The organism is Micrococcus sp. HSID17227, from assembly GCF_003989405.1.
Lineage (GTDB): Bacteria > Actinomycetota > Actinomycetes > Actinomycetales > Micrococcaceae > Micrococcus > Micrococcus luteus.
This window is the reverse complement of the sequence record NZ_RBLN01000016.1, coordinates 1-21,369: the sequence shown is the minus strand read 5'-3', so window position 1 is coordinate 21,369 and position 21,369 is coordinate 1. Positions and strand designations below refer to the sequence as shown.

22 protein-coding genes and 1 pseudogene are annotated in these 21,369 nt (G+C 72.3%); 8 read left to right on the top strand and 15 right to left on the bottom strand.

What is annotated here, in order from left to right; all coding sequences use genetic code 11:
- Positions 1 to 234: 234 nt before the first annotated feature.
- Both D8M29_RS02195 and D8M29_RS02190 read left to right on the top strand, forming a co-directional pair.
- Entirely contained in the window at positions 235 to 1,362 is a 1,128-nt protein-coding gene (locus tag D8M29_RS02195) for a YeeE/YedE family protein (RefSeq protein WP_127435191.1), read from the top strand.
- A 52-nt stretch (positions 1,363 to 1,414) separates the two neighbouring features.
- Positions 1,415 to 1,642: a sulfurtransferase TusA family protein gene (locus D8M29_RS02190; RefSeq protein WP_002855519.1), complete on the top strand. Its 228-nt coding sequence runs from the start codon at positions 1,415 to 1,417 to the stop codon at positions 1,640 to 1,642.
- A 44-nt stretch (positions 1,643 to 1,686) separates the two neighbouring features.
- Here the strand turns inward: D8M29_RS02190 and D8M29_RS02185 are convergent, their stop codons facing one another.
- Positions 1,687 to 2,748, bottom strand: a complete 1,062-nt coding sequence (locus tag D8M29_RS02185) for a zinc-binding dehydrogenase (RefSeq protein WP_127435192.1) — start codon at positions 2,746 to 2,748, stop codon at positions 1,687 to 1,689.
- Positions 2,749 to 3,013: 265 nt separating this feature from the next.
- Between D8M29_RS02185 and D8M29_RS02180 the strand changes: the two genes are divergently transcribed.
- Together D8M29_RS02180 and D8M29_RS02175 are read left to right on the top strand one after the other, a co-directional pair.
- Positions 3,014 to 4,516 (top strand): long-chain fatty acid--CoA ligase, encoded by a 1,503-nt coding sequence (locus D8M29_RS02180; RefSeq protein ID WP_127435193.1) that lies wholly within the window; start codon positions 3,014 to 3,016, stop codon positions 4,514 to 4,516.
- Between the two features lie 42 nt (positions 4,517 to 4,558).
- Positions 4,559 to 5,281: a DUF6226 family protein gene (locus tag D8M29_RS02175; RefSeq protein ID WP_127445782.1), complete on the top strand. Its 723-nt coding sequence runs from the start codon at positions 4,559 to 4,561 to the stop codon at positions 5,279 to 5,281.
- A 28-nt stretch (positions 5,282 to 5,309) separates the two neighbouring features.
- Here D8M29_RS02175 and D8M29_RS02170 read toward each other — a convergent pair whose 3' ends face one another.
- The 11 genes and pseudogenes from D8M29_RS02170 to D8M29_RS02115 form a co-directional block, all read right to left on the bottom strand.
- Entirely contained in the window at positions 5,310 to 6,062 is a 753-nt protein-coding gene (locus D8M29_RS02170) for a metal-dependent hydrolase (protein WP_069941226.1), read from the bottom strand.
- 177 nt (positions 6,063 to 6,239) lie between these two features.
- A complete protein-coding gene (locus D8M29_RS02165; RefSeq protein WP_078025312.1) occupies positions 6,240 to 6,974 on the bottom strand; it encodes an LrgB family protein in 735 nt (244 codons plus the stop codon).
- The gene (locus D8M29_RS02160; protein ID WP_036315546.1) at positions 6,971 to 7,333 is read right to left on the bottom strand and encodes a CidA/LrgA family protein; all 363 of its coding nucleotides are present in this window, start codon (positions 7,331 to 7,333) and stop codon (positions 6,971 to 6,973) included. Before D8M29_RS02160 ends, D8M29_RS02165 begins: the two co-directional genes overlap by 4 nt.
- Entirely contained in the window at positions 7,330 to 8,037 is a 708-nt protein-coding gene (locus D8M29_RS02155) for a GntR family transcriptional regulator (RefSeq protein ID WP_041104849.1), read from the bottom strand. The genes D8M29_RS02160 and D8M29_RS02155 overlap by 4 nt, the downstream gene beginning before the upstream one ends.
- A 268-nt stretch (positions 8,038 to 8,305) precedes the next feature.
- A complete protein-coding gene (locus D8M29_RS02145) occupies positions 8,306 to 9,313 on the bottom strand; it encodes a GIY-YIG nuclease family protein (RefSeq protein WP_127435098.1) in 1,008 nt (335 codons plus the stop codon).
- Between the two features lie 102 nt (positions 9,314 to 9,415).
- On the bottom strand, positions 9,416 to 9,667 hold the full coding sequence (locus tag D8M29_RS02140; protein WP_036315529.1) for a hypothetical protein: 252 nt from the start codon (positions 9,665 to 9,667) through the stop codon (positions 9,416 to 9,418).
- A gap of 289 nt (positions 9,668 to 9,956) precedes the next feature.
- Positions 9,957 to 10,823, bottom strand: a complete 867-nt coding sequence (locus D8M29_RS02135; RefSeq protein ID WP_127445781.1) for a hypothetical protein — start codon at positions 10,821 to 10,823, stop codon at positions 9,957 to 9,959.
- Between the two features lie 43 nt (positions 10,824 to 10,866).
- Positions 10,867 to 11,463, bottom strand: coding sequence for a DinB family protein (locus D8M29_RS02130; protein WP_020621621.1), 597 nt, complete (start codon positions 11,461 to 11,463; stop codon positions 10,867 to 10,869).
- A gap of 23 nt (positions 11,464 to 11,486) precedes the next feature.
- The gene (locus D8M29_RS02125; protein ID WP_063189451.1) at positions 11,487 to 11,828 is read right to left on the bottom strand and encodes an alpha/beta fold hydrolase; all 342 of its coding nucleotides are present in this window, start codon (positions 11,826 to 11,828) and stop codon (positions 11,487 to 11,489) included.
- 220 nt (positions 11,829 to 12,048) lie between these two features.
- A complete protein-coding gene (locus D8M29_RS14460; RefSeq protein WP_318528144.1) occupies positions 12,049 to 12,657 on the bottom strand; it encodes a Fic family protein in 609 nt (202 codons plus the stop codon).
- A gap of 607 nt (positions 12,658 to 13,264) precedes the next feature.
- Positions 13,265 to 13,612 (bottom strand): annotated as a pseudogene (locus D8M29_RS02115) (GNAT family N-acetyltransferase); the annotation flags it as partial.
- Between the two features lie 110 nt (positions 13,613 to 13,722).
- On the opposite strand from D8M29_RS02115, the gene D8M29_RS14455 reads away from it, so the two are divergent.
- On the top strand, positions 13,723 to 14,865 hold the full coding sequence (locus tag D8M29_RS14455; RefSeq protein WP_020621625.1) for a GNAT family N-acetyltransferase: 1,143 nt from the start codon (positions 13,723 to 13,725) through the stop codon (positions 14,863 to 14,865).
- A 65-nt stretch (positions 14,866 to 14,930) separates the two neighbouring features.
- Here D8M29_RS14455 and D8M29_RS02105 read toward each other — a convergent pair whose 3' ends face one another.
- Positions 14,931 to 15,380, bottom strand: a complete 450-nt coding sequence (locus tag D8M29_RS02105) for a hypothetical protein (protein WP_127435099.1) — start codon at positions 15,378 to 15,380, stop codon at positions 14,931 to 14,933.
- A 292-nt stretch (positions 15,381 to 15,672) separates the two neighbouring features.
- On the opposite strand from D8M29_RS02105, the gene D8M29_RS02100 reads away from it, so the two are divergent.
- From D8M29_RS02100 to glpK, 3 genes are all read left to right on the top strand, one after another.
- Entirely contained in the window at positions 15,673 to 17,448 is a 1,776-nt protein-coding gene (locus D8M29_RS02100; protein ID WP_127435100.1) for a glycerol-3-phosphate dehydrogenase/oxidase, read from the top strand.
- A complete protein-coding gene (locus tag D8M29_RS02095; RefSeq protein WP_010079813.1) occupies positions 17,426 to 18,148 on the top strand; it encodes an MIP/aquaporin family protein in 723 nt (240 codons plus the stop codon). Before D8M29_RS02100 ends, D8M29_RS02095 begins: the two co-directional genes overlap by 23 nt.
- Before the next feature lie 94 nt (positions 18,149 to 18,242).
- Positions 18,243 to 19,775 carry a glycerol kinase GlpK gene (glpK, locus tag D8M29_RS02090; RefSeq protein ID WP_127435101.1) on the top strand — a complete coding sequence of 511 codons (1,533 nt, stop codon included), beginning with the start codon at positions 18,243 to 18,245 and terminating at the stop codon, positions 19,773 to 19,775.
- Between the two features lie 199 nt (positions 19,776 to 19,974).
- Here the strand turns inward: glpK and D8M29_RS02085 are convergent, their stop codons facing one another.
- Positions 19,975 to 20,514, bottom strand: a complete 540-nt coding sequence (locus tag D8M29_RS02085) for a hypothetical protein (RefSeq protein WP_235188144.1) — start codon at positions 20,512 to 20,514, stop codon at positions 19,975 to 19,977.
- A gap of 23 nt (positions 20,515 to 20,537) precedes the next feature.
- Entirely contained in the window at positions 20,538 to 21,311 is a 774-nt protein-coding gene (locus tag D8M29_RS02080) for a GIY-YIG nuclease family protein (RefSeq protein WP_238693314.1), read from the bottom strand.
- Positions 21,312 to 21,369 lie beyond the last annotated feature (58 nt).

The following is a 21,369-nucleotide window of genomic DNA, read 5'->3' as shown; positions in this document are numbered from 1 at the left end:
CCGCGTGCGCCTTCGCGCTCAGTCCGGTGGCGAGGGCGAACTCGCCGACGGTCATCGGGGGGCTCATGGGGCGACCTTTCTCTCAGGTGATCCCAGCGTGGGCGTTCCCCCAAGGGGAGGGTCAAGCGTCGCCCACGGCGCCCCCGCGCGTCGTCCCCGGCACAGCCCTGCGACTGTTACCCCGCACGTCCTGCCCGGCGCGCGGGACCGGCCGCACCCTGTCTCATGGCAGGCATGATCATCACCGGACTCCTCCTCGGCCTCGTCCTGGGCTTCGTGTTCCAGCGCGGACGCTTCTGCGTCACGGGCGCTTTCCGCGACCTGTTCACTATCCGGTCCACCCGATGGCTCACCGCGTTCATGGTGATCGTGGCCGTCCAGTCGGTGGGCGTGTTCGCCCTCGACGCGCTCGGCGTGATCACCCTGGAGGCGGAGACGTTCCCGTGGCTCGGCACGATCATCGGCGGCCTGATCTTCGGCTTCTCGATCGTGCTCGCGGGCGGCTGCGCCACCGGCACCTACTACCGCGCGGGCGAGGGCCTCGTGGGCTCGTGGTTCGCGCTGATCTTCTACATCGTGGGCGCCACCGCCTTCCGCAAGGGACCGCTGGCCGGCACCACCGAGGCCGTCCGCTCCGTGGAGACGCAGACGGGCTCGTTCCAGCAGCTCACGGGGCTGTCCCCGTGGGTGTTCGTGGCGCTGCTCGTGGCCGGCGTCGGCCTGGCCGTGCGTCATCACCTGCGTCGCGAGGCGGCCATGACCCGCTTCCGCCTGCCCGCCGCCAAGACCGGCCTCGCGCACGTGCTCACCGAGAAGGCGTGGCACCCGTTCGTCACCGCGGCGATCATCGGCGTGCTGGCGATCCTCGCGTGGCCGCTCTCCTGGGCGACCGGCCGCGAGTCCGGTCTGGGCATCACCGGTCCGTCCGCGAACATCGGCGCGTTCCTCGGCACGGGCGAACTCGAGCTCGTGGACTGGGGCGTGCTGATGGTGACGGGCCTGCTGATCGGCTCGTTCATCGCCGCGAAGGCCTCCGGCGAGTTCCGCGTCCGCGTGCCCGACGCGCAGACCACCGTCCGCTCGATCATCGGCGGCCTCGGCATGGGCTGGGGCGCGGCGTGGGCCGGCGGCTGCACCATCGGCAACGCGATGGTGAACACCGCGACCTTCAGCTTCCAGGGCTGGACCGCGCTCGTGTTCATGGTGCTCGGCACCGGCCTGGCGGCCAAGCTCTTCATCCTCAACCACCGCGGCAAGGGCACGACGCCGGTCCCCGCCTCCGGCTCCGGCCTCACCTCGGCCGAGGGCGCGGTGACGGACGCCGGGGCGACGCGCCCCGTGAAGCTCACGCCGATCGGCTGAGCCGGCCCGCCCGCGCACGATCTCTGACCACCGACATCAAGGAGAGAACACCATGGCGAAGCACCTGCTCGAGACCGACGGCCAGGTCTGCCCCTTCCCGCTCGTGGAGGCCAACCAGGCGATGCAGCAGATCCCCTCCGGGGACGAGCTCGTGATCGACTTCGACTGCACCCAGGCCACCGACTCCCTGCCCCGCTGGGCCGCGGAGAACGGCCACGAGGTCACCGACTTCGTGAAGCGCGGCGCCGCAGAGTGGACGATCACCGTGAAGAAGGGCTGAGGGGCGGCGGAGCCTCTCGGCACCTCCGCCCGCCGCGGAGGGCCTCAGACCTCCAGCAGCACCTTGATCTCGCGGCGCTCGTCCATGGCCCGATACGCCTCGGCGGCGTCGTCGAGCGGCATGCGCGCGGTGAACACGCGGCCGGGCTGGATCTCCCCGGACTGGATGCGCTCGATCAGCTCGGGCAGGAAACGGCGGACGGGCGCGGGCCCGCCCTCGAGGTGGATCTGCCGGCCGAAGAGGTCGGAGCCGTCGAGGGTCTGGTCGTGGGAGACGCCCACGAACCCGACGTACCCGCCGGGGCGCACCGAGGCCAGGGCCTGGTCCATGGAGCCCTGCGTGCCGACGGCCTCGCACACCCCGTGCGCTCCGTAGCCGCCGGTGAGCTCACGCACCTGGGCGGCACCCTCCTCGCCACGCTCGGCGATCACGACGTCCGCGCCGAACTCACGGGCGAGCGCGGCCCGATCCTCATGGCGGGAGAACACGATGACCTTCTCCGCGCCGAGGGTCTTGGCGGCCAGGACGGCACACAGGCCGACGGCGCCGTCGCCGACCACGGCGATGGTCTTGCCGGGGCCGGCCTGCGCGGCGACGGCGGCGTACCAGCCGGTGCCGAGCACATCCGAGGCGGCGAGGTAGTCGGCCAGGCGGTCCGGGTCCGAGGGCTCACCCCCGGGCACCTTCACGAGGGAGCCGTCCGCGAGCTCGACACGCATGTACTGCGCCTGGCTGCCCGTGTACTCGCCGGCGTTGACGCAGCGGGACTGGTAGCCGGCCTGGCAGATCTCGCACGTGTTGTCCGAGAGCATGAACGAGCCGATCACGAAGTCACCGACCTCGAGGGTGGCGACGTCCTCGCCCTTCTCCACGATCGTGCCGACGTACTCGTGGCCCATGCGCCGGTGGTCGACGTCGTTGTGGCCGCGGTAGGGCCACAGGTCCGAGCCGCACACGCACGCGGCGGCCAGCTTCAGGACCACATCCGTGGGCTGAGCGACGCGCGGGGTGTCCACCTCCTCCACGACGACGTCGCCCGGCGCACGCATGACGACCGCCTTCATCGTCGCGGGGATGGCAGGGGTGGCGGGGGTCTGTGCGGTCATGGTCTGTCCTCCGGTCTGGCCCGGCGGTCCGGGCGGCGGTGTGCGGGGACCAGTCTTGCGCCCCTGTGCTGTGAAGACGACAGATCGGCGACGCGGGCGGGGCCGATGGATGACCGCGCGCCAGCGACATCACCGCCGGGCAGAACCGCGGTGATGTCGCTGGCGTGAGGTCGGCCGACACACCCCACTCGGCTCACAGCGAACGAGCACCGCCGGGCGTTACGCTGTGGTTCCCATCACATCCGACTCCCCCCGGAGGCCCGTCGTGACCCTCACCCTGCCCGCCCGCCTCGAGCGCACCGCCGCCGAGCATCCGAACTCCGCCGCCCTGATCCTCGGCGAGAACCGCATGACATACGCGGAGCTGCAGGACCAGTCCCAGCGTCTGGCCGGGCTCATGCGGCAGGAGGGCATCGGCCCCGGGGACCGCGTGGCGCTCATGGTGCCGAACATCCCGGCGTTCCCGGTGGTGTTCTTCGCGGCCCTGCAGCTGGGCGCCGTCGTCGTCCCGATGAACCCGCTGTTCAAGCGCCGCGAGATCGAGTACTACCTGGAGGACTCGGGCGCGTCGATGCTGTGGTCCGTGCCGTCCGAGGAAGCCGTGGAGGGCGCCCGCGAGCGCGGTGTGCCGCTGCGCACCCTCGGCGAGGACGGCCTCGCCCCGCACCTCGCGGAGAGCCCCGGCCCGGTCACCGAGACCGTCGAGCGGGACCTCGAGGACGACGCCGTCATCCTCTACACCTCCGGCACCACCGGCCGCCCCAAGGGGGCCCAGCTGACCCACCGGAACATGGGCACCAACGCGGACACCGCGGCGGAGACGCTGATCCAGCTCCAGCACGGGGAGACCGTGCTCGGCTGCCTGCCCCTGTTCCACGTGTTCGGCCTCACGTGCGCGCTCATGGCGCCCGTGACGATGGGCGCCAGCCTGGCGTTGATCCCCCGCTTCGATCCCGCCGTGGCCGCGCAGACCGTCCGGGAGTGCGCGGTGGACGTGTTCATCGGCGTGCCCACCATGTACGGGGCCGTGCTGGCCGCGGCCAAGGACCATCCGGAGGACCTGGCCAGCCTGCGCCTGGGCGTCTCCGGTGGATCCGCCCTGCCCGTGGAGCTGCTGCGCCGCTTCGAGGCCACCTTCGACTGCGAGATCCTGGAGGGCTACGGCCTGTCCGAGACCTCCCCGGTGGCGTGCTTCAACCACCCGGGCGAGGAGCACCATCCGGGCTCGATCGGACGCGCCGTCCGAGGGTGCGAGATGCAGCTGGTGACGCCGGACGGGGCCGTCGTGCCCGAGGGCGATGAGGAGACCCTGGGCGAGGTGTGGATCCGCGGGGAGAACGTGATGAAGGGCTACTGGGGCAAGCCGGAGGCCACCGCCCAGGCCATCACCGAGGACGGCTGGTTCCGCTCCGGCGACCTCGCCCGGCGCGATGCCGCGGGCAACTACTCCATCGTGGACCGCACGAAGGACATGATCCTGCGCGGCGGGCTCAACGTGTACCCGCGCGAGATCGAGGAGGTGCTCTACGAGCACCCGGCCGTCGCGGAGGCCGCCGTGGTGGGGGTGCCCCACCCGGAGCTCGGCCAGGAGGTCGCCGCGCACGTGGTGCTCGCCCCCGGTGCGCACGCCACGGAGGAGGAGCTGATCCAGCACGTGAAGTCCCAGGTGGCGCCCTACAAGTACCCGCGCACCGTGACCGTGCGGGACGGGCTGCCCAAGACCGCCACCGGCAAGATCCTCAAGCGGGAACTGACGCCGGCGGAGTGAGCTCAGGATGACCGCCCGGGCCGGACACACGGTGAGCCTCCCATGACGACCCTGCCGCGTCTGCGCACGGAGGTGGCCCGGCGGTACGCCGCCCTCGACCTGCCCACCTGGCCTGCCCCGCACCCGGACGGCGCCCCGCCTCGGGAGGAGGAGTACTCCCGGGTGACCGACCCGCAGCGGTATCGGATCGCGGGCGCCCGGGCCCTCGTGTGGGCCGAGGTGCTCGCGGAGGCGGGCGCCGCCGTCGCCCCGGACCCGGTGCGTGGCATCCCGCTCGACGAGGCCGGGCGCGCCGACCTGGCGGTCCCCGTGGACCGGGCGCTGCGGGTGGCGCCGCCGGCCGGCGTCGACGGCGCCTCCCCCTGGTGGCTGCTGGAGACGGACGTGCCCCAGGACGACGACGGCGGCGTCCTGCCGGTGCTCCGGGTGGCGGTCGGCGCCCCGGGGCAGGTGCACGCGCTGCTCCCGGACTGCGGATGCGACGCATGCGACCCCGGGTCGGACGAGCTGCTCGAGGCCGTGGACCAGGCGGTCGTGCGCGCGGTCGGGAGGGGGGTGAGCCTGCGGGGCCGTCATGGGCTGCAACGCCGGGACTGGCACGTGCACTGGCGCGCAGACGGCACGGCCGAGGGGCAGGCCCGGGTCCCGGGGTGGCCGTTCGAAGCGCTCACGGACGCCTGCCGGGACCTGGCCGCCGGCGGCCGTCCGAGGCTGCCGCGCGGGACCGAGGCGACCGTGCGGGCGGGGTGGTTCCCGGAGGCGTGAGGGGGCGGCGGTGGCCGGGTGCTGCCGCTCAGAACAGTGCCGCCACCCCCCGAGCGGCGAGCGGGACGAGTCGCACGGCCCGCACCACGGTGAACGCGGTGACCACCGAGACGAGCACCCACTCCCGCCAGGACCCGGTCCGGCCGAGCAAGGGGAGCCGGAACCGTCCGGAGGACTGCCACCACCACAGGCGAGTGGGGGGCTCCGGACTGAGCGGCCAGAGCAGGGCCACCCCGTTGTTGGTGAGGGCGTCGCCGAGGATGTGCACGCTCACGCCGACGGCCACGGAGGCGGGGATCCACCACAGCCCGTCGCTGAGGACGGTCGCCGACACCGCGACCAGGATGCCGAGCGCCCACGCGGCCCTCCATCCCCGGTTCGGGAGCAGTCGGAGGGCCTTGGCAGCCACGGCCGCCAGGAACGCGGCGATGACCCCCTGCCCCGGCGTGTAGACGTGCCCCGCGATCGGCACCTGGATGGAGGCGGCCGCCGTCGCGATGGCGGTGAACGCCGCGACCCCCACCAGCGAGTGTGTGCCGCGCCGATGCCCGCCGGCCACGTGGCGGATGCCGCGGCTCATCCACTCGGTCAGGGGCGGCAGGGCGTGGACGACGGTGGCGCGGGGGTGGTCCCAGTCGCTGATCATGGCCGCGCCGGCGGTGGTCACGGCGCCGAGCAGCTGGAGTTCGGCGGGCAGGTGCAGCACGGCGATCGGCGACTGCCAGTGCGTGAGCGCCAGCCAGGCCGCGGCGCCGGTGGCCGCGTGGGACGGGCCCATCATGGGTGGGGTCCTCTCGTTCGCAGGACCGGGCCGCGTCACCGCGCCTGCGAGGGCCGGCGGGCGGCCCGCGGGGAAGGAAGAGGACCAGGGTGGCAGGCGGGGCGGACACGGTAAGGACGCCGCCGCGGCTGGAGCGGGTCGAGGCGGCTGCCCGGCCGGGGGCGGCCGCCCGGCCCCTCACCCCGTCATCGCCAGCACCAGCGGGGCCAGCAGGGCGGTGAGCACACCGGAGCAGGCCATGGCGAGGGCGGAGAACGCACCGGTCTTCGGGCCTTCGGCGAGGGCGCGGGCGGTGCCGATGCCGTGGGAGCTCACGCCGATGGCCAGGCCGCGCACGCGGGGGTCGCGCACGCGCAGCCGGTCGAGCACCCAGGGGGCCAGCACGGCGCCGAGCACGCCGGTGAGCACGGGGAGCACGGCGGCGAGGGAAACGATCCCGCCGCCGGCGTCGGCCACCGCCATGGCGATCGGCGTCGTCGCGGACTTGGGGGCGAACGTGGCGGCCAGCGCGGCGTCCCCGCCCATTGCCCGCACGATCAGCACGGCGCTCACCATGGCGGTCAGCGAGCCGACGGTGACCCCGACGGCGACCGGCAGCAGCAGCTTCCGGATGTCAGGGCCGGCCCGGTACAGGGGGACGGCGAGGGCCACGGTGGCGGGGCCCAGCAGGAAGGTGAGGTAGCTGCCGCCGTTCATGTAGGTCTCGTAGTCGATGCCGGTCAGGGCCAGGAACGCGGCCACCAGCACGATCGTCACGAGCACGGGCGTGAGCAGGGCGGTCTGCCGGGCGGCGAGCCACAGGCGGCGGGAGAGCACAGCAACGGCGAGGGTCAGCGCGATGCCGAACAGCGGTGTGTGCAGGAGCGCGTCCCAGGCCTCGGCGAGGGAGTCGGTCAGTTCGGCGGCGTTCACTGTGCGTCCTCCTTGTCCGTGAGGCGGCGGGCGAGCGGGGCGGCGACGCCGGCGGTGACCACCAGCCCCAGCAGCCAGGGCACCACGAAGCCGACCAGCATCAGCGCCCGGTGTTCCTCGATGAGGCCCAGCACCGCGACGACGCCGACGCCCGCCGGGACGAACAGCAGCGGCAGGTGCTGGAGCAGGTGATGGCTCGCCGTCATCACCGGCGCGTCCTCGGCCGGCCGGCGCCACGCGAGCAGGCCGAGCAGCAGGAGCATGCCCAGCACGGCCCCGGGGATCGGCAGGTGCAGCGTGTCGGCCACGAGCGTGCCCGCCAGCTGGCAGAGCAGCAGGATCAGCAGGCCCTCGATCATCGGGGTTCACCTGCCTCGGACGGGCCCACGGGCGGCAGGCCGGGGACGACGCCGCTCCCCGCGGCGTCGAGGTGCGCCTGCAGGGCGCGCTGGGCGTCTGCGGCGCGCCCGGCGGCCAGCTGGGCGCAGATCTCGGCGTGCCCATCGAGGAGGCGGCGGGCGGCGTCGACGGATCCGCCGGTGGCGGCGTGGATCAGGCGGGCCAGGCGGGGGGCGAAGGTGCGCACGACCTCGTCGAAGGCGGCGTTGCCGCACGTGGCGATCACGTCCCGGTGGAAGCGCACGTCCAGCGCGGAGAAGGCAGCGAGGTCGCCGGCGTCCAGGGCGGCGCGCTGCTGCTCCAGGTTGGCGGTGAGCGTGGCGACGAGGGGCCCGACGGCGTCGGGCCGCGCGGCGACCGTGGCGAGGGCGGTGGACTCGAGGAGGCCGCGCAGGGCCGTGAGGTCGGCCACGCTCTGCGGCGTGAGGGCCTGCACGGCCGCGCCCTTCTTGGGGAGGAGCCGCACCAGGCCCCAGCGCTCGAGCTGGAGGAGGGCCTCCCGGGCCGGCGTCCGGGAGATGCCGGCCTCCGTGGAGAGCTGGACCTCGGTGAGCATCTCCCCCGCGGCGATCTCACCGCGGACGATGCGCCAGGCGACGTCGTGGGCCAGGCGGCCGGCAGCCGTGGCACGACTGCCCCATAAGGGGTCGGAGAGTGGAGTCATGCGGGCCAGAGTAATCGGATGCATGCATGGATGTATGCATTGTGTCGGACTCGGAAGGGGTCCGGGTGGGGAGGCGCCCATGATGCCGGCGCCCACCCTCGCCCCATGACCGTCGCCATCACCCGTCTCGACCCCGCCGGCGCGGACCGCGCGGAGCTCATTGCGCTGCTCACCGGCAACGCGTGGCCCTTCCCTGTGCGCCCCACGTCACCCGGCCGGTGGCGAAGGAGGCCATCGAGGACGGCGGCAGGCACCACACACTGTCGGGTCACCAGCTCCCGATGTAGTCCTCCGGGCCGAGGAGACCCCGGGTGTCCGCCCAGGCTCCCCAGCGGTCGAGGAGGAGGGGGATGGCCTGGTCCTCCCACCAGGGCAGATGGACGAGGCCCTGACTCATGCCTCCGCGGTTGAACCGCTCCACATTGACCTTGTCCTCGTCGTAAGGCTCGGCCCCCTCGAGGGAGCGATCGAGCGCATCGCGCAGGAGCCGGCCGAGTTCATACTCACTGGTGGGCATGGGGGTGTCGTCGAGCCGTTCAGCGAGCTCCTCCCAGAGACCGACGCTTCCCCGCAGCCCGTACTGGCGGGGGCGGCGGCGGAACAAGTCGCCGACGGTCGCGCGCGCCGACGAATCGGCCCCCACCACGTCCACACCACGCTTCGCCTGCTCCGCCATGGCCGTGCGGGCCTTCCGGATGCGCTGGCGGAGCAGCTGTGCTTCGGGGCTGGTGCCGCCGTAGGTGAGGTTCAACGGCGGGGTGTGCGTGTCGATCACAGGCTTCTCAATGTCTCCGAGCGGTGTCACTTCCGCGAACCCGGCGGGTGCCTGCCACACGCGGACGGCGAGGTGACGCCGCATCCAGGTGGTCAGCTGCTCGCCGCTCTCCGGGGTGAGGGTGAATCGACCCGCGGAGGCGACGGCGACCGGCTCCAGGTCCAGCCGATCCACCAGGAGTGCGGCCAGGGTGCGGCGCAGAGTGGAGTGCGCGGTGCCGCCGTCCGCGAAATGCTTGCGTTCCAGGCGGGCCCGCAGGCTGCCCTCGGCCTTGCCGATGTAAAGCACATCGCTTCGACTGACAGACGTGTCCAATCGCAGCTCGGCTCGCGCCGCGTCAGGATCCTGCGCGACAACCGCGTATAGCCCGGTCGAATCCGGCACGACCTCGCCGCTACGCCCACCGATGACCACACCGCCGTCCTCGACGCGTGCGAACAGCTGGGGACCGTTCTGCAGAGCATGGGAAGCGGCCCCGATGAACCCCACCTTGGTGGTCATGCCAATGTCCTCTCTTCGTCCGGGACATCTACCCCGGCTGCGCCTCGAGCCTACGGAGGGTCCTGGACACGGTAGGCGCCCTTGCGATGGATCGCTGACCCCTCACCGCGCCAGGATCCACCGGTCCTCGGGGTCGAAGACGTGGAGGTCGTCGCATGCGAAGCCGCGCAGCCACGGGACGTGGTCCACGACACGCAGGTACAGGCCGCGGTGCACACCGGACTCGTCGCCGATCAGCTGCTCAGCGGACACGTTCATCCCGACGCCAACCGCGCACAGGCGGGCGAGGAGGTCGGCGGGGTCCTCCGGTGCGAGGTCGAGCGTGAGGGAGTCCCCGGAGAGCAGGCGCGTCATGGGGCCATCCTGCTTGGAGGGGAAACCGGCTGTAGGCCGGGTTCTGTACGGGTCAGGTGTGAGATTCCCCCGCAAACGGAGAGAGGAGCTGCTCCAGGCACTCGGCTATGCCGCCGCCGCTGAGCCGCACCTCCAGCGAGGAGCCGGAGCCCGGCGAGCCACGGGAGCAGGCCCAGCCGTCGATGGGAACCGCCGCGGACAGCCCGTGGCCAGGCCACGCGTCAACCAGTGCCGCGTCGAGCATGCGGCACGCCCACCTCTGCCGGCCGACACTCCGGCGGGCGGGGCTTCATGCCTCGTCGGGCGCCCGGTCCTCCGCGTCGGCGATGACGTCCTCCAGAGCCTGCAGGTGGGGCTCGGCGTCGTCCCCGGCGCCCAGGTCGGCCAGCGCGAGGCGGAGGGCCTCGAGCAGCTCGCCGGCCTCCGGGTCCGCGGCGGCGGAACTCCAGCTCTCCCGCCAGGGCTCCTGGGTGGCGTCCTGCTGCTGGAGGAAGATGAGCCGCTCGACGTCGTCGGCCGGGATCTTGAGTTCCTCACCCCACGCCTGCATGGTCTCCACGTACGTGGCGTACTTGCGGGGGTAGGTCCAACCGCCGCCGATCCGGACGTCGACGTCCTTCGCATGCTCGGCGAACCAAGCGCGCACCACGGAGTCGAGGACGGGGGCGATGTCGGACTCCCGGTGGGCCTTGGTGAGGAAGTAGAGGTACTTGGTGCCGAAGGCCGCGCCGAGGTGCTTGAGGCAGCCGACCCCGCTCTTGCGCTGCTGCCGGATGTGCTCGAAGGCCGCGGGCCCGCCCTGCTCGAGGGTGATGCGGGTGACGTCGGCGAGCTGCTCCTCAAACCCGGGCTGCGCCATGATGCGCTCCACCCGGGAGGGGCCGTAGCCGACCCGTCCGTATCCCCACACCATCGCGGCGATGAAGGCGTCCCGCTGCACGGCGCGGTCCTCGGCGGTCACCTTCGCGGCGTAACCGGTGACGACGGCGCGGGTCAGCGGCTCGCGCTCGAGGCAGGCGGGCAGGTCGGGCACGTGGGCCGTCCAGTGATCGAAGGACCAACGCGTGGGCTCGTCGGCGGGCCTGCCGGCGGCAGCCCACGCATCGAATGAGCGCTGGAGGGCAGGGGGTACGGCGGCAGCGGGAGTACTCGTCATGGCCACAGCGTAGGCCCAGCGGCGGCACGGGAGGCATGTGCCTTCAGTTCCGGCCCGGCCCGCCGCTCCCCTCCGCGATGGCGGTCAGACGGTCCACGTGGGCGGCCCAGCGGTCGGCGCCCCACACGGGCAGGTTGTTCCCCGGGGCGCGCAGGCCGGCCTGCCCGTCGATCTGCTCCCGCAGGATGTCCGCGTGGCCGGCGTGCCGGGCCTCGTCCAGGGCGACGTGCGCGATGATCTGCGCGAGCGTGACCTCCGCCTTGTCGTCGGGCCACCACGCCACCCGCCCGTGGGCGTCGGCGCCGAGGGCCGTGATGGTCGCGTCCGCGTGTGCGAAGCAGCGGCGGGCGAACTCGAGGACGTCCTCGAGGGACTCCCCCTCGGCGGCGAACATGTCCACGTTGTCCTCCTCCGACTGCCCCGCCGCCGCCCAGGGCAGCTGCACCTCCGCGGGGCGGTCGAACGTCTCGCCGAAGTACTCCAGCTCGACGACGGCGGCGTGCTTGACCAGTCCCAGCAGGTTGGTGCCGGTGGGAGTGCGCGGCAGGCGGGCGTCGCGCTCGCTGAGGCCCTCGAGCTTCTGCAGGAGGGCCGCACGCTGGCGGCGCAGCCCGTCGTGGAGGATCTGCTTGTGGTCCATGAGGTGATCCTGCCCCAGAGCAATCAGGCCGCGAACCCCCGCACGAGCTCCGCCACCCGCTCCGGCGCGTCCAGGTGCACGTCGTGCCCCGCGCCGGGCACCTGCACGTGCCGCACATCCGGGCGCCGACGCCGCATCTCGTCCAGCTCTCCGGCGGGCACGTACCCGTTCTCCCCGGTGATCAGCAGGGTTGGCGCGGCGATCTGCCCCCATTCCTCCCACCGGGGCCGCTCGTGGACGGGCCGCAGGGCGGCCTCCAGCACGTCGACGTCGAAGCGTGGCACCCAGCCGACGTCGACGTCCCGGGTGGAGCGCGGGGAGGGCGCGGTTGCGGGCGGCCCCGCCCCTGACTGGCCGTTGCGCACCGCGCGCCTGACGCTGCGCCCACACCGGGAGGACGACCTCGGCTGGCCCTGCCGGATCGGTGTCTCTGGTGGTGGGGAACGTGGGCATGCCCGTGGGGACGTGATCCTGTGGCTGACGGACCGCGAGTCATCCCGCGGGCCTCACCTCGTGTGTTCGCCTGACCATGGCCGGGGCACTCCATACGGCACTGAGGCTGGTCAACCCTGTAGACCGCCCCCGTCAACCCCGCCGGCCCGCACGCGCGGCGAACTCGTCCAGACAGGCGAGCACCTCGGTGGCCAGCCACACCCGGTTCCGACGCTGGCTGGAGACCGGCTGCAGCACACCGGCCTCGACAAGCTGGTCCACGGCCCGCTGGGTGGCCGGGCGCGAGACACCCAGCACCTGGGCCAGGTGGTCCACGGTCACGGCGGGTTGCGCGATGATCACCGCGAGCGCCCGCCAGACCGCCGCGTCCCGCCGGGCGGTGAGCCGCTCGCGCCAGCCGGTCAGGGCCTCGTCCAGGTCCGCGACGAGCTCTCGGCCGTTGCCGACGGCGGCCAGGGCGGCCTGCGCGAAGCGGCGCACGATGGGCGCGGGGTCGCCGTCGCGGTAGGCGGTGAGGGCGTCGAAGTATCCGGCCGTGTCCGTGAGGAGTCCCGCGGAGAGGGGCACCCCCATACGGGTGATCGCGCCGGCCCGATGCAACACGGCGTGCACGAGGACGCGCCCGGTGCGGCCGTTGCCATCCGCGAACGGGTGGATGGTCTCGAACTGAGCGTGCGCGATGGCGGCCTGCACGAGGGCGGGTACGTCCGTGCGGCGCAGATAGGCGCAGAGATCGTCCATCCGGCACGCAGGCGCTCCGGGTGGGGCGGGACGAACTGCGCCGTGTGCGGCGTGGGCACCCCGCCCCCGATCCACCCCTGCGCATCGCGGTAGGCGCCCGGCCGGGCATGCTCCTGACCGTCCATGAGGGCACGATGGGCGGCCAGCAGGGCGGGCTCGTCGAGGTCGGCGGCCAGCCGGGAAGCAGCGCCCATGGCCCTCACGTTCGCCGCCACGAGCGTTGCGTTCGGGCGGGTGCGTTCGCCGAGAGTCGCCAGGGCGAGGGCTCGCGCGCCCGCGGTGATGTGCTCGATCTGCGAGGAGGACGCGGACTCAGTGCGCAGGAGCACCGCGTCGATCGGGGCGATCTCTCCCGTGAGCCCCGGGAGGGCGTGGCTGATCTCAGCATCGAAGCGCACGACGGCGGCCGTCGCCTCCTCGACCTCGGTCGCCAGATCAGAGGGCAGGTCGAGCCCGAGTCGGGCGATGCGGGCTGGGAGCGCGGCTCGATATGGGCCTGCTGCACGCACGCGAGCGCGCCGAGTGAGGACGCCGGCGTCATCCGGGCCCGCGGCCCAGGGGCGCTCTTCCCAGCCGACGGCCCACGGGGTCGGGCGCGGATCGTTGCTCATGCCGCCACCTTACGCAACGTTATGTCTAGAGAGTTGCGTACTTCTGGGCGTCGTGAGGTGGAAAGCCGTCTGCCCCGGGCCCGATGCTCCGAGGCGAGCATCGCGTAAGTGACGCCGTCCACCCAGCCGCGGGTGCGGTGCAGTGACTCCTCCTTGAAGGTGCCCTCGTGGCGCAGGCCGACCTTCTCCATCACGCGCAGGATGGGCGCGTTGTCCGCGAAGGCGTGAGCCTCCACGGGTCGGACGCCGAGGCCTGCGAAGGCGAGGTCCAACAGGGCACAGGCCAGCTCGGTGGCGCGGCCCCGGCCGGCGTGGGCCTGGGCTATGGTCCAGCCGATCTCGGCCTGCGCGTCCCGGGCTTCCTCGCGCGGTGCGCCGCGAGGTCGAGGAGGGGCGTGGCCATGGGGTCACGGCAACGGGCGGCGGTGACGTCCCCTCCCCTACTCTCGGCCCCATGGACGTCACCTTCACTCCGCTCGACCCGGCAGGCGCCGACCGGGACGCGCTCGTCGCCCTGCTCACCGAGAACGCGTGGCCGTTCCACACGCGCCCGCGCGTCACCCGGCCGGAGGCGGAGAAGGCCGTCGATGGCGGCGCCTGGGAGGATGAGGACCACCGCACCTTCTGGATCGAGCATCCCGAGCACGGCCGCGTCGGCGTGGTGCGCCTGGAGGACCTCACGGACCCCACCCCCTTGTTCGACCTGCGCGTGGCGGAGCGGTTCCGCGGGCGCGGGCTCGGCGCGCAGATCCTCACCGCGCTCACCCGGCGCGTCTTCGAGACGATGCCCGCGGTGGACCGCTTCGAGGGCCAGACCCGCGAGGACAACGTCCCCATGCTGCGCACCTTCCGCCGGGCCGGCTGGGTCAAGGAGGCGCACTACCGGCGCGGCTGGCCCGTGGACGGCGGCGAGCCGTTCGCGTCCGTGGCCTACGCAATGTTGCGCCAGGACTGGGCGTCCGGCACGACGACGCCGGTCCCCGCCGACGTCGACGCCCCGCCTCCGGCGGGGCGCAAGGAGGGCGCGGCTGCGGGCGGCCGCGCCCCTGACTGGCCGTTGCCCACCGCGCGGCTGACGCTGCGGCCGCACCGGGAGGACGACTTCGGCTGGTTGCAGGAGATGTACACGCAGCCCGAGGTGGTGCGCCACCTGCTGGACGAGCCCTGGGACGAGGCGACCGCGCGGGCGAAGCTGGCCAAGCGGATCACGTGGGACGACCTCGGCGGCCCGTCCGGGGCGGCGTCCCTGGTGGTGGAGCACGCGGGCGTCCCCGTGGGTGACGTGATCCTGTGGCTGACGGACCGCGAGCGCGGTGTCGCGGAGATCGGCTGGGCACTGGATCCGCGACATGCCGGTCAAGGCTTCGCCCGGGAGGCCGCGGCTGCGCTGCTGGACCTGGGGTTCGAGACGTCTGGCCTGCACCGGGTGGTGGCACAGATGGATGCCCGCAACACGGCGTCCGCCCGACTGGCCGAGATGCTCGGGATGCGTCGAGAGGCACACCACCGGCAGGACCTGTGGAGCAAGGGCGAGTGGACGGACACCCTCGTCTACGCGATGCTCGCGAGCGACCGGGGGGTGAGGGGCCATCTATGACGACGAACGGACTTCTACGCTCACCCCATGCAGCTCGACACCGTGAGGGGGTGGACTCGCGAGGCTCACCAGGTGTGCGGACCGAGGTCCTCGAGGATCTCCAGGTCGAGAAGCCACTCGTCAGGGCGGGGAGTCTCGGGGAGCACCGGCTCGTAGGCGCCGACGTAGACGACCTCCCCCATACTGAGGCCGGTGGCCTCCTCCGGCTCAAGGATCGCCAGGTCAGCGTGGCCGGGGACGCGGTCGATCTCGGCGAGCCGCCCCGAGGGCCACACCTCGTGTGCCGCCCTCACCACGGCCCGCACACGACGCAACGGGATCGACCCGGCGGGGCTGCCGTCGTCGTGATGGGTGACGACCCAGCCTGCAGAGGCCAGGGGCCCAGCCTGACTCACTCCCCGGGAGGGCAGCAGGATCAGCTCGTGGACTTCCCCCACGGCGATCGAGTCACCGCAGCATTCCTGCTCCCAGTCCGAGAGCGAGGCGCGGCCGACGGCGCCGACGGTGATGTCCATGGTCGGAGTGTAGGGGCGGGGCCTCACCCGAGGGCACGCGTCACCCGAGGCGCTCCGCCCTCGTTCCAGCGGAACAGGGTGAGGTGCCACAGTCCGGGGACCGTGCGAGACGGGCCACCTCCACGCGCGCCGACGTGCCGCTGTTCGAGCGGCTCGGGTTCCGCGAGACCGTACCCGACGCGTGCATACCCGCGGCCCGGGAGTGACATCATGGACCTCGGCTCGTGCTGATACTGGGTATCGTGAGCCACGCCACTACACTGTGCTTCCACTGATAAAGGAGCAACCCCCCATGCCGACCCTGCGAACCGTCCCCCTCTCCGCCGCCACGCGGGAGGACCACCTCGCCCGCCTCCGGGCCACCAGCCCGGAGGCCCCCCTCGACATCCTGGTCGTGGGCGGCGGCTCCACCGGCGTGGGCGCCGCGTTCGACGCGGCCACCCGCGGCCTCGACGTGGGCATCGTCGAGGCCCGCGACTGGGCCTCCGGGACCTCGTCCCGCTCCTCCCGCCTCATGCACGGTGGCCTGCGCTACCTCGAGATGCTGGACGTCAAGCTGGTGTACGAGGCGCTGCGGGAGCGCGACCTGCTGCTCACCCAGACCGCGCCCCACCTGGTGCGTCCCCTGCGCTTCGTCTTCCCGTTCTTCCACAAGGTGATCGACCGCGGCTTCATCGGCGCCGGCGTCACCATGTACGACGCCATGCAGTCGCTCGGCCGCCGCCGCGCGATGGGCGCGCACCGCCATCTCAGCCGCCGCTCCATGGCCGCGACCTTCCCCTCCCTCGACGACGAGAAGATCGTCGGCGCGGTGGAGTACGCCGACGCCCAGTTCGACGACGCCCGCCTGGCCATGATGCTCGTGCGCTCCGCCGTGGACCACGGCGCCGTGGCCGCCAACTACACCGCCGTCACCGACTACCTGCGCGGCGACGACGGCCGTGTGCAGGGCGTGCGTGTCCGCGAGGAGACCTCCGGCGAGGAGTTCGACGTGCACGCGCGCGCCGTGATCCTGGCCGGGGGCGTGTGGACCCAGGAGCAGCAGGAGCTGGCCGGGGCCGACGGCGGCCTCGAGGTGCTCGCCTCCAAGGGCGCCCACATCACCGTCCCGCGCGACCGCATCCGCGCCGACGCCGCCACCGGCGTGATCACCAAGACGGAGAAGTCCGTGCTGTTCCTCATCCCGTGGGACGAGTACTGGGTGATCGGCACCACGGACACCCCGTGGGCGGAGGACGTGGCCCATCCGGCCACCACCGCGGACGACATCGACTACATCCTCGAGCACGCCAACGCGGTGCTGAAGGAGGACCTCACGCGTGACGACGTGATCGCCACGTACGCCGGCCTGCGCCCGCTCCTGCAGCCGGTCACCGGATCCGACGGCGGCTCCACCAAGATCTCCCGTGAGCACACCGTCACCGAGGTGGCCCCCGGCCTCACCGCCGTGGCCGGCGGCAAGTGGACCACGTACCGGGCCATGGCCGAGGACGTCGTGGACTTCGTGGTGCGCGAGACCCACCCGACCCGTCCCAGCCTCACCGAGCACATCCCCGTGCTCGGCGGCCTCGGCTACTCGGAGATCGAGGCGGAGGCGGACCGCATCGCCGCCGACTACGGCCTGGACGAGGCCCGCGTGGACCGGCTCCTGTTCCGCTACGGCACCGTGCTGCGCCACGTGCTCGACCTGATCGACGGCGACCCGTCCCTGAGCGTCCCTCTCGCCGAGGCGCCGCGCTACCTGCGCGCCGAGATCGTCTACGCCGCCCGAGCCGAGGGCGTCGTCCACCTGGACGACGTCATCGAGCGCCGCACGCGCCTGTCCACCGAGGTCCGCGACCGCGGCGTCGCGGCAGCCGAGGAGATCGCGTCCCTCGTGGCCCCCGAGCTGGGCTGGGATGAAGAGCGCATCGCCGGTGAGATCCGGGCGTACAAGAACCTCGTCGCCGCACGCCTCCGCGGCGAGACCGCCCACGACGACGTCACCGCCGCCGCCGCGCTCGCAGCCGCCGACGCCGCCCCCGTCCACGGAAAGGAGCCCGTCCATGGGCACGATCTTCCTGCATGAGATCGCCGGCACGGCGATCCTCCTCCTGCTGGGCGTCGGCGTCGTCGCCAACGTCGTCCTGACGAAGACCAAGGGCAACGGCGGAGGCTGGCTGCTCATCAGCTTCGGCTGGGGGCTGGGCGTCTTCGCGGGCGTCTACGTCGCTGCCGCGACCGGTGCGCACCTGAACCCCGCCGTGACCGTCGGCCTGCTCGTCAGCGGCGCCGAGGAGTACGCCCCCGGCATCGCCGTGACCCTCGGCACCACGCTCGCGTACTTCGCGGCGCAGCTGATCGGCGCCTTCCTCGGCGCGGCCCTGGCCTGGCTGGCCTACCGCGACCACTACCAGGCGGAGACGGACCAGGGGGCGATCCTGGGCACCTTCGCCACAGGCCCCGAGATCCGCAACCCGCTGTGGAACATGGTCACCGAGGTGATCGCCACGTTCGTCCTGGTGTTCGTGATCCTGCTCTTCGGCTCCACCCCCTCCGGGCTCGGCCCGCTCGCGGTGGCCCTGCTCGTCGTCGCGATCGGCGCGAGCCTGGGCGGCCCCACGGGGTACGCCATCAACCCGGCGCGCGACCTGGGCCCCCGCCTGTTCCACGCCGTCGCGCCGATCCGGCACAAGGGCGGCTCGGACTGGGGCTACGCCTGGGTGCCGATCGTCGGCCCGCTCGTCGGCGCCGTCCTGGCCGGCCTCGCCGCGCCTCTGTTCGTCTGAGCGGTCTGCCCGTCCAACCCCGGCGGGCACGTTCCCCTGCGGGAACGTGCCCGCCACCCCCACACCCCCGTGACCACCTCCGAAGGAGTAGGACATGACCACCCCCCGCTACGTGATGGCCATCGACCAGGGCACCACGTCCACGCGCGCGATCCTCTTCGACCACAGTGGGGCCATCGTGTCCACTGGTCAGCGCGAACACGAGCAGATCTTCCCGCGCGCCGGCTGGGTGGAGCACGACCCGGTGGAGATCTGGACGAACACCCGCGAGGTCATCGGCGAGGCCCTGGCCCGCGCCGAGGTGACCCGACACGACGTCGCCGCCGTGGGCATCACGAACCAGCGTGAGACCACCGTGGTGTGGGACCGCAACACCGGCAAGCCGGTGTACAACGCCATCGTGTGGCAGGACACCCGCACCGACCACCTCTGCGAGCGCCTGGCCGGCGACGTCGGCGCGGACCGCTACAAGGAGCGCGTCGGGCTGCCCCTGGCCACGTACTTCTCCGGCCCCAAGGTGGCCTGGATTCTGGAGAACGTGGACGGTGCCCGGGAGGCCGCCGAGAACGGCGACCTCATCTTCGGCACCACGGACTCGTGGCTCGTGTGGAATCTCACCGGCGGCGGCGAGGGCGGCCGGCACGTCACCGACGTCACCAACGCCTCCCGCACCATGCTGATGAACCTGGACACCCTCGACTGGAACGAGGAGATCTGCGCGGACATGGGCATCCCGATGTCCATGCTCCCGGAGATCGTCAGCTCCTCCGCCGAGGTGGGCACCGTGTCTGGCCAGCAGCTGCTGCGCGAGACGCCGATCACCGGCATCCTGGGCGACCAGCACGCGGCGACCTTCGGCCAGGCGTGCTTCGAGGTCGGCCAGGCCAAGAACACGTACGGCACCGGCAACTTCATGCTGATCAACACCGGCGAGGAGCCGGTGCACTCGGACAACGGCCTGCTCACCACGGTGGCGTACCGCATTGGCGACCAGAAGCCGGTGTACGCGCTGGAGGGCTCGATCGCCGTCACCGGCTCGCTGATCCAGTGGCTGCGGGACAACCTCGGGATGATCGGCAGCGCCCCGGAGGTCGAGACCCTGGCCGCCGGCGTGGAGGACAACGGCGGCGTGTACTTCGTCCCCGCGTTCTCCGGCCTCTTCGCCCCGCACTGGGACGCCACGGCCCGCGGCGCCATGGTGGGCATGACCCGTTACGTCAACAAGGGGCACATCGCCCGCGCGGCGCTCGAGGCCACCGCCTTCCAGAGCCGCGAGGTCCTGGACGCCATGAACGCGGACTCCGGCGTGGACCTGACCGAACTGAAGGTCGACGGTGGCATGGTCGCCAACGAGCTGCTCATGCAGTTCCAGGCGGACCTGCTGCGCGTGCCCGTCGTGCGCCCCAAGGTCATCGAGACCACCGCTCTCGGCGCCGCCTACGCCGCAGGCCTGGCGGTGGGGTTCTGGGCGTCCCAGGACGAGCTCGTGGCCAACTGGGAAGAGGACAAGCGCTGGGAGCCCACCACGGACGAGGAGGAGGTTGAGCGCGCCCTGCGGCTGTGGAAGAAGGCCGTGGAACGCTCCCGCGACTGGGTCGACGAGGACGTCGAGTCGGCCCAGGGCTGAGCCGTCCGGTCCGTAGGTCGGTCCGGCCGGCCCCGTGCGCCCCGTGCGCCCCGGGCCGGTCCGGGCCCTCCAGAAGGACCCCGAGCAGCACTACCCCCTCGTCGGCCGCCTGCGCGCGGAGCGGGGCGGAGTCGGTGCCGTTGCCATCGGCGCAGTGGCCAGGCCCGAGGTGCCCGGCTGCTCCGACGTCAAGCTGTCCTCACCCAGGGCGTCCTCTTCCCCCGCCGCTTCCGCCCAAGGCGGCGGTGGCCAGGCAGGCGAAGTAGTCCGCATCCACGTGTCGGCCGTCCTTGGTGGCGCTCCGATGTGGAATCTCCTCGGAGAGGTTCTCCTCGTCCGCGTTGTTCACCGAGGCCACCACCTTTTCGAGGCCGGCCACCTCGGGCCGGAGTTCGCGCGCCCGTCGTCGCATCCTGCCCTCGCCGGTCCACTCATGGGTGCGTTCGGTGAGGGCGTCGAATGGGTTCTCACACGCCGACAATCGGCGTGCTCGTTCGACGACGTTGGACGCCAGGATGTCCCGGAGCATCGTCGTCTTGCCGGTTCCGGGTGGGCCGTTCACACCCATCAGACCCGCCCGCGCGACGACATCAATGCGGGCGGCTTGCAGATGCCCCGTGTGCTCGTGGGCAGTCACATTCGAGGAACTCAGCGATGGCTGCAGTGCCGGGATGGCGCGCTTGTCCTCTTCCCCGAGGCTCGGCGCGGGCAGTCCATCCCCCGTCTGACCTTCGCCCACTCCCCCAGGACTACGAAGTCCGTTCAGTTCCGGTTCAGCCCGAACCGGCGCGTCATCAGAGCGTCCTTGTAGTGCTTCTCCGCGGCGTCGATCTGGGCCTGCGGAGTGTTGGAGCCGAACACGCGGAGCAGGCTGAAGGTGTAGCGGCTCGGCTGGGCGGGGTCGAGGGCGAGGGCGTCGCGCAGGGCCGTGTTCCCGCCGTGCCCATCCCGGGCGTAGGCCTCCCACCGACCAAGCACGCCACGCTCGCCGTCAGCCTTGCCCACATAGCACTGGCCCTCGGTCTCATCGGCGATCAGGTAGATCCCGCGTACAGCCTGCAGGGCGGTGCGCCAGCCGGCATAGCGGGTCTCGGTCACCATTGACTGCAGGTCCCCGTAGCTGAGCAGCACATGGTCGAACCCGGGGAACGCCTCCGTGGTGGGATCGGCGATCTCCAAGACGGGAAAAGTGGCCGCAGCCACGCCGCGCTTGACCCAGTTGACGGGGTCCGCCGACCACTCCACGACCAGGCGCTCTTCCAGGGACCCCAGCACCGGCACCGGCACGACATCGTAGTACCGGTGCCGCTGCGTGCGCTCGGCCACGGATTCCCCACGGTTCTCGTACACGGCGGTGAGGCGAGAGCGAAGCGCGCCCTCGGCCAGGAAGACCAGCCAGACGCGGGCAGGCTCCTTTGGGAACTTCCCGCTATGGAGCTGCTCGCGCGTGTAGGCGAGCACGCGCTCAGTTGAGTCCCGGATAGTGGTGTAACCCTCCCCGGTGGCCACGACCATCTTCGAGACGGACGCGGTCACCGTGGGAGCCTTCGAGCGAACCTTCCACAGCACTCTCGAAAGGACATCACCACGATGA

Coding starts and splice junctions, on each gene's coding strand:
- D8M29_RS02195 (WP_127435191.1), top strand. CDS start 235: ATGATCATCACCGGACTCCTCCTCGGCCTCGTCCTGGGCTTCGTGTTC.
- D8M29_RS02190 (WP_002855519.1), top strand. CDS start 1,415: ATGGCGAAGCACCTGCTCGAGACCGACGGCCAGGTCTGCCCCTTCCCG.
- D8M29_RS02185 (WP_127435192.1), bottom strand. CDS start 2,748: ATGACCGCACAGACCCCCGCCACCCCTGCCATCCCCGCGACGATGAAG.
- D8M29_RS02175 (WP_127445782.1), top strand. CDS start 4,559: ATGACGACCCTGCCGCGTCTGCGCACGGAGGTGGCCCGGCGGTACGCC.
- D8M29_RS02170 (WP_069941226.1), bottom strand. CDS start 6,062: ATGATGGGCCCGTCCCACGCGGCCACCGGCGCCGCGGCCTGGCTGGCG.
- D8M29_RS02160 (WP_036315546.1), bottom strand. CDS start 7,333: ATGATCGAGGGCCTGCTGATCCTGCTGCTCTGCCAGCTGGCGGGCACG.
- D8M29_RS02155 (WP_041104849.1), bottom strand. CDS start 8,037: ATGACTCCACTCTCCGACCCCTTATGGGGCAGTCGTGCCACGGCTGCC.
- D8M29_RS02145 (WP_127435098.1), bottom strand. CDS start 9,313: ATGACCACCAAGGTGGGGTTCATCGGGGCCGCTTCCCATGCTCTGCAG.
- D8M29_RS02140 (WP_036315529.1), bottom strand. CDS start 9,667: ATGACGCGCCTGCTCTCCGGGGACTCCCTCACGCTCGACCTCGCACCG.
- D8M29_RS02135 (WP_127445781.1), bottom strand. CDS start 10,823: ATGACGAGTACTCCCGCTGCCGCCGTACCCCCTGCCCTCCAGCGCTCA.
- D8M29_RS02130 (WP_020621621.1), bottom strand. CDS start 11,463: ATGGACCACAAGCAGATCCTCCACGACGGGCTGCGCCGCCAGCGTGCG.
- D8M29_RS14460 (WP_318528144.1), bottom strand. CDS start 12,657: ATGGACGATCTCTGCGCCTATCTGCGCCGCACGGACGTACCCGCCCTC.
- D8M29_RS14455 (WP_020621625.1), top strand. CDS start 13,723: ATGGACGTCACCTTCACTCCGCTCGACCCGGCAGGCGCCGACCGGGAC.
- D8M29_RS02105 (WP_127435099.1), bottom strand. CDS start 15,380: ATGGACATCACCGTCGGCGCCGTCGGCCGCGCCTCGCTCTCGGACTGG.
- D8M29_RS02100 (WP_127435100.1), top strand. CDS start 15,673: ATGCCGACCCTGCGAACCGTCCCCCTCTCCGCCGCCACGCGGGAGGAC.
- D8M29_RS02095 (WP_010079813.1), top strand. CDS start 17,426: ATGGGCACGATCTTCCTGCATGAGATCGCCGGCACGGCGATCCTCCTC.
- glpK (WP_127435101.1), top strand. CDS start 18,243: ATGACCACCCCCCGCTACGTGATGGCCATCGACCAGGGCACCACGTCC.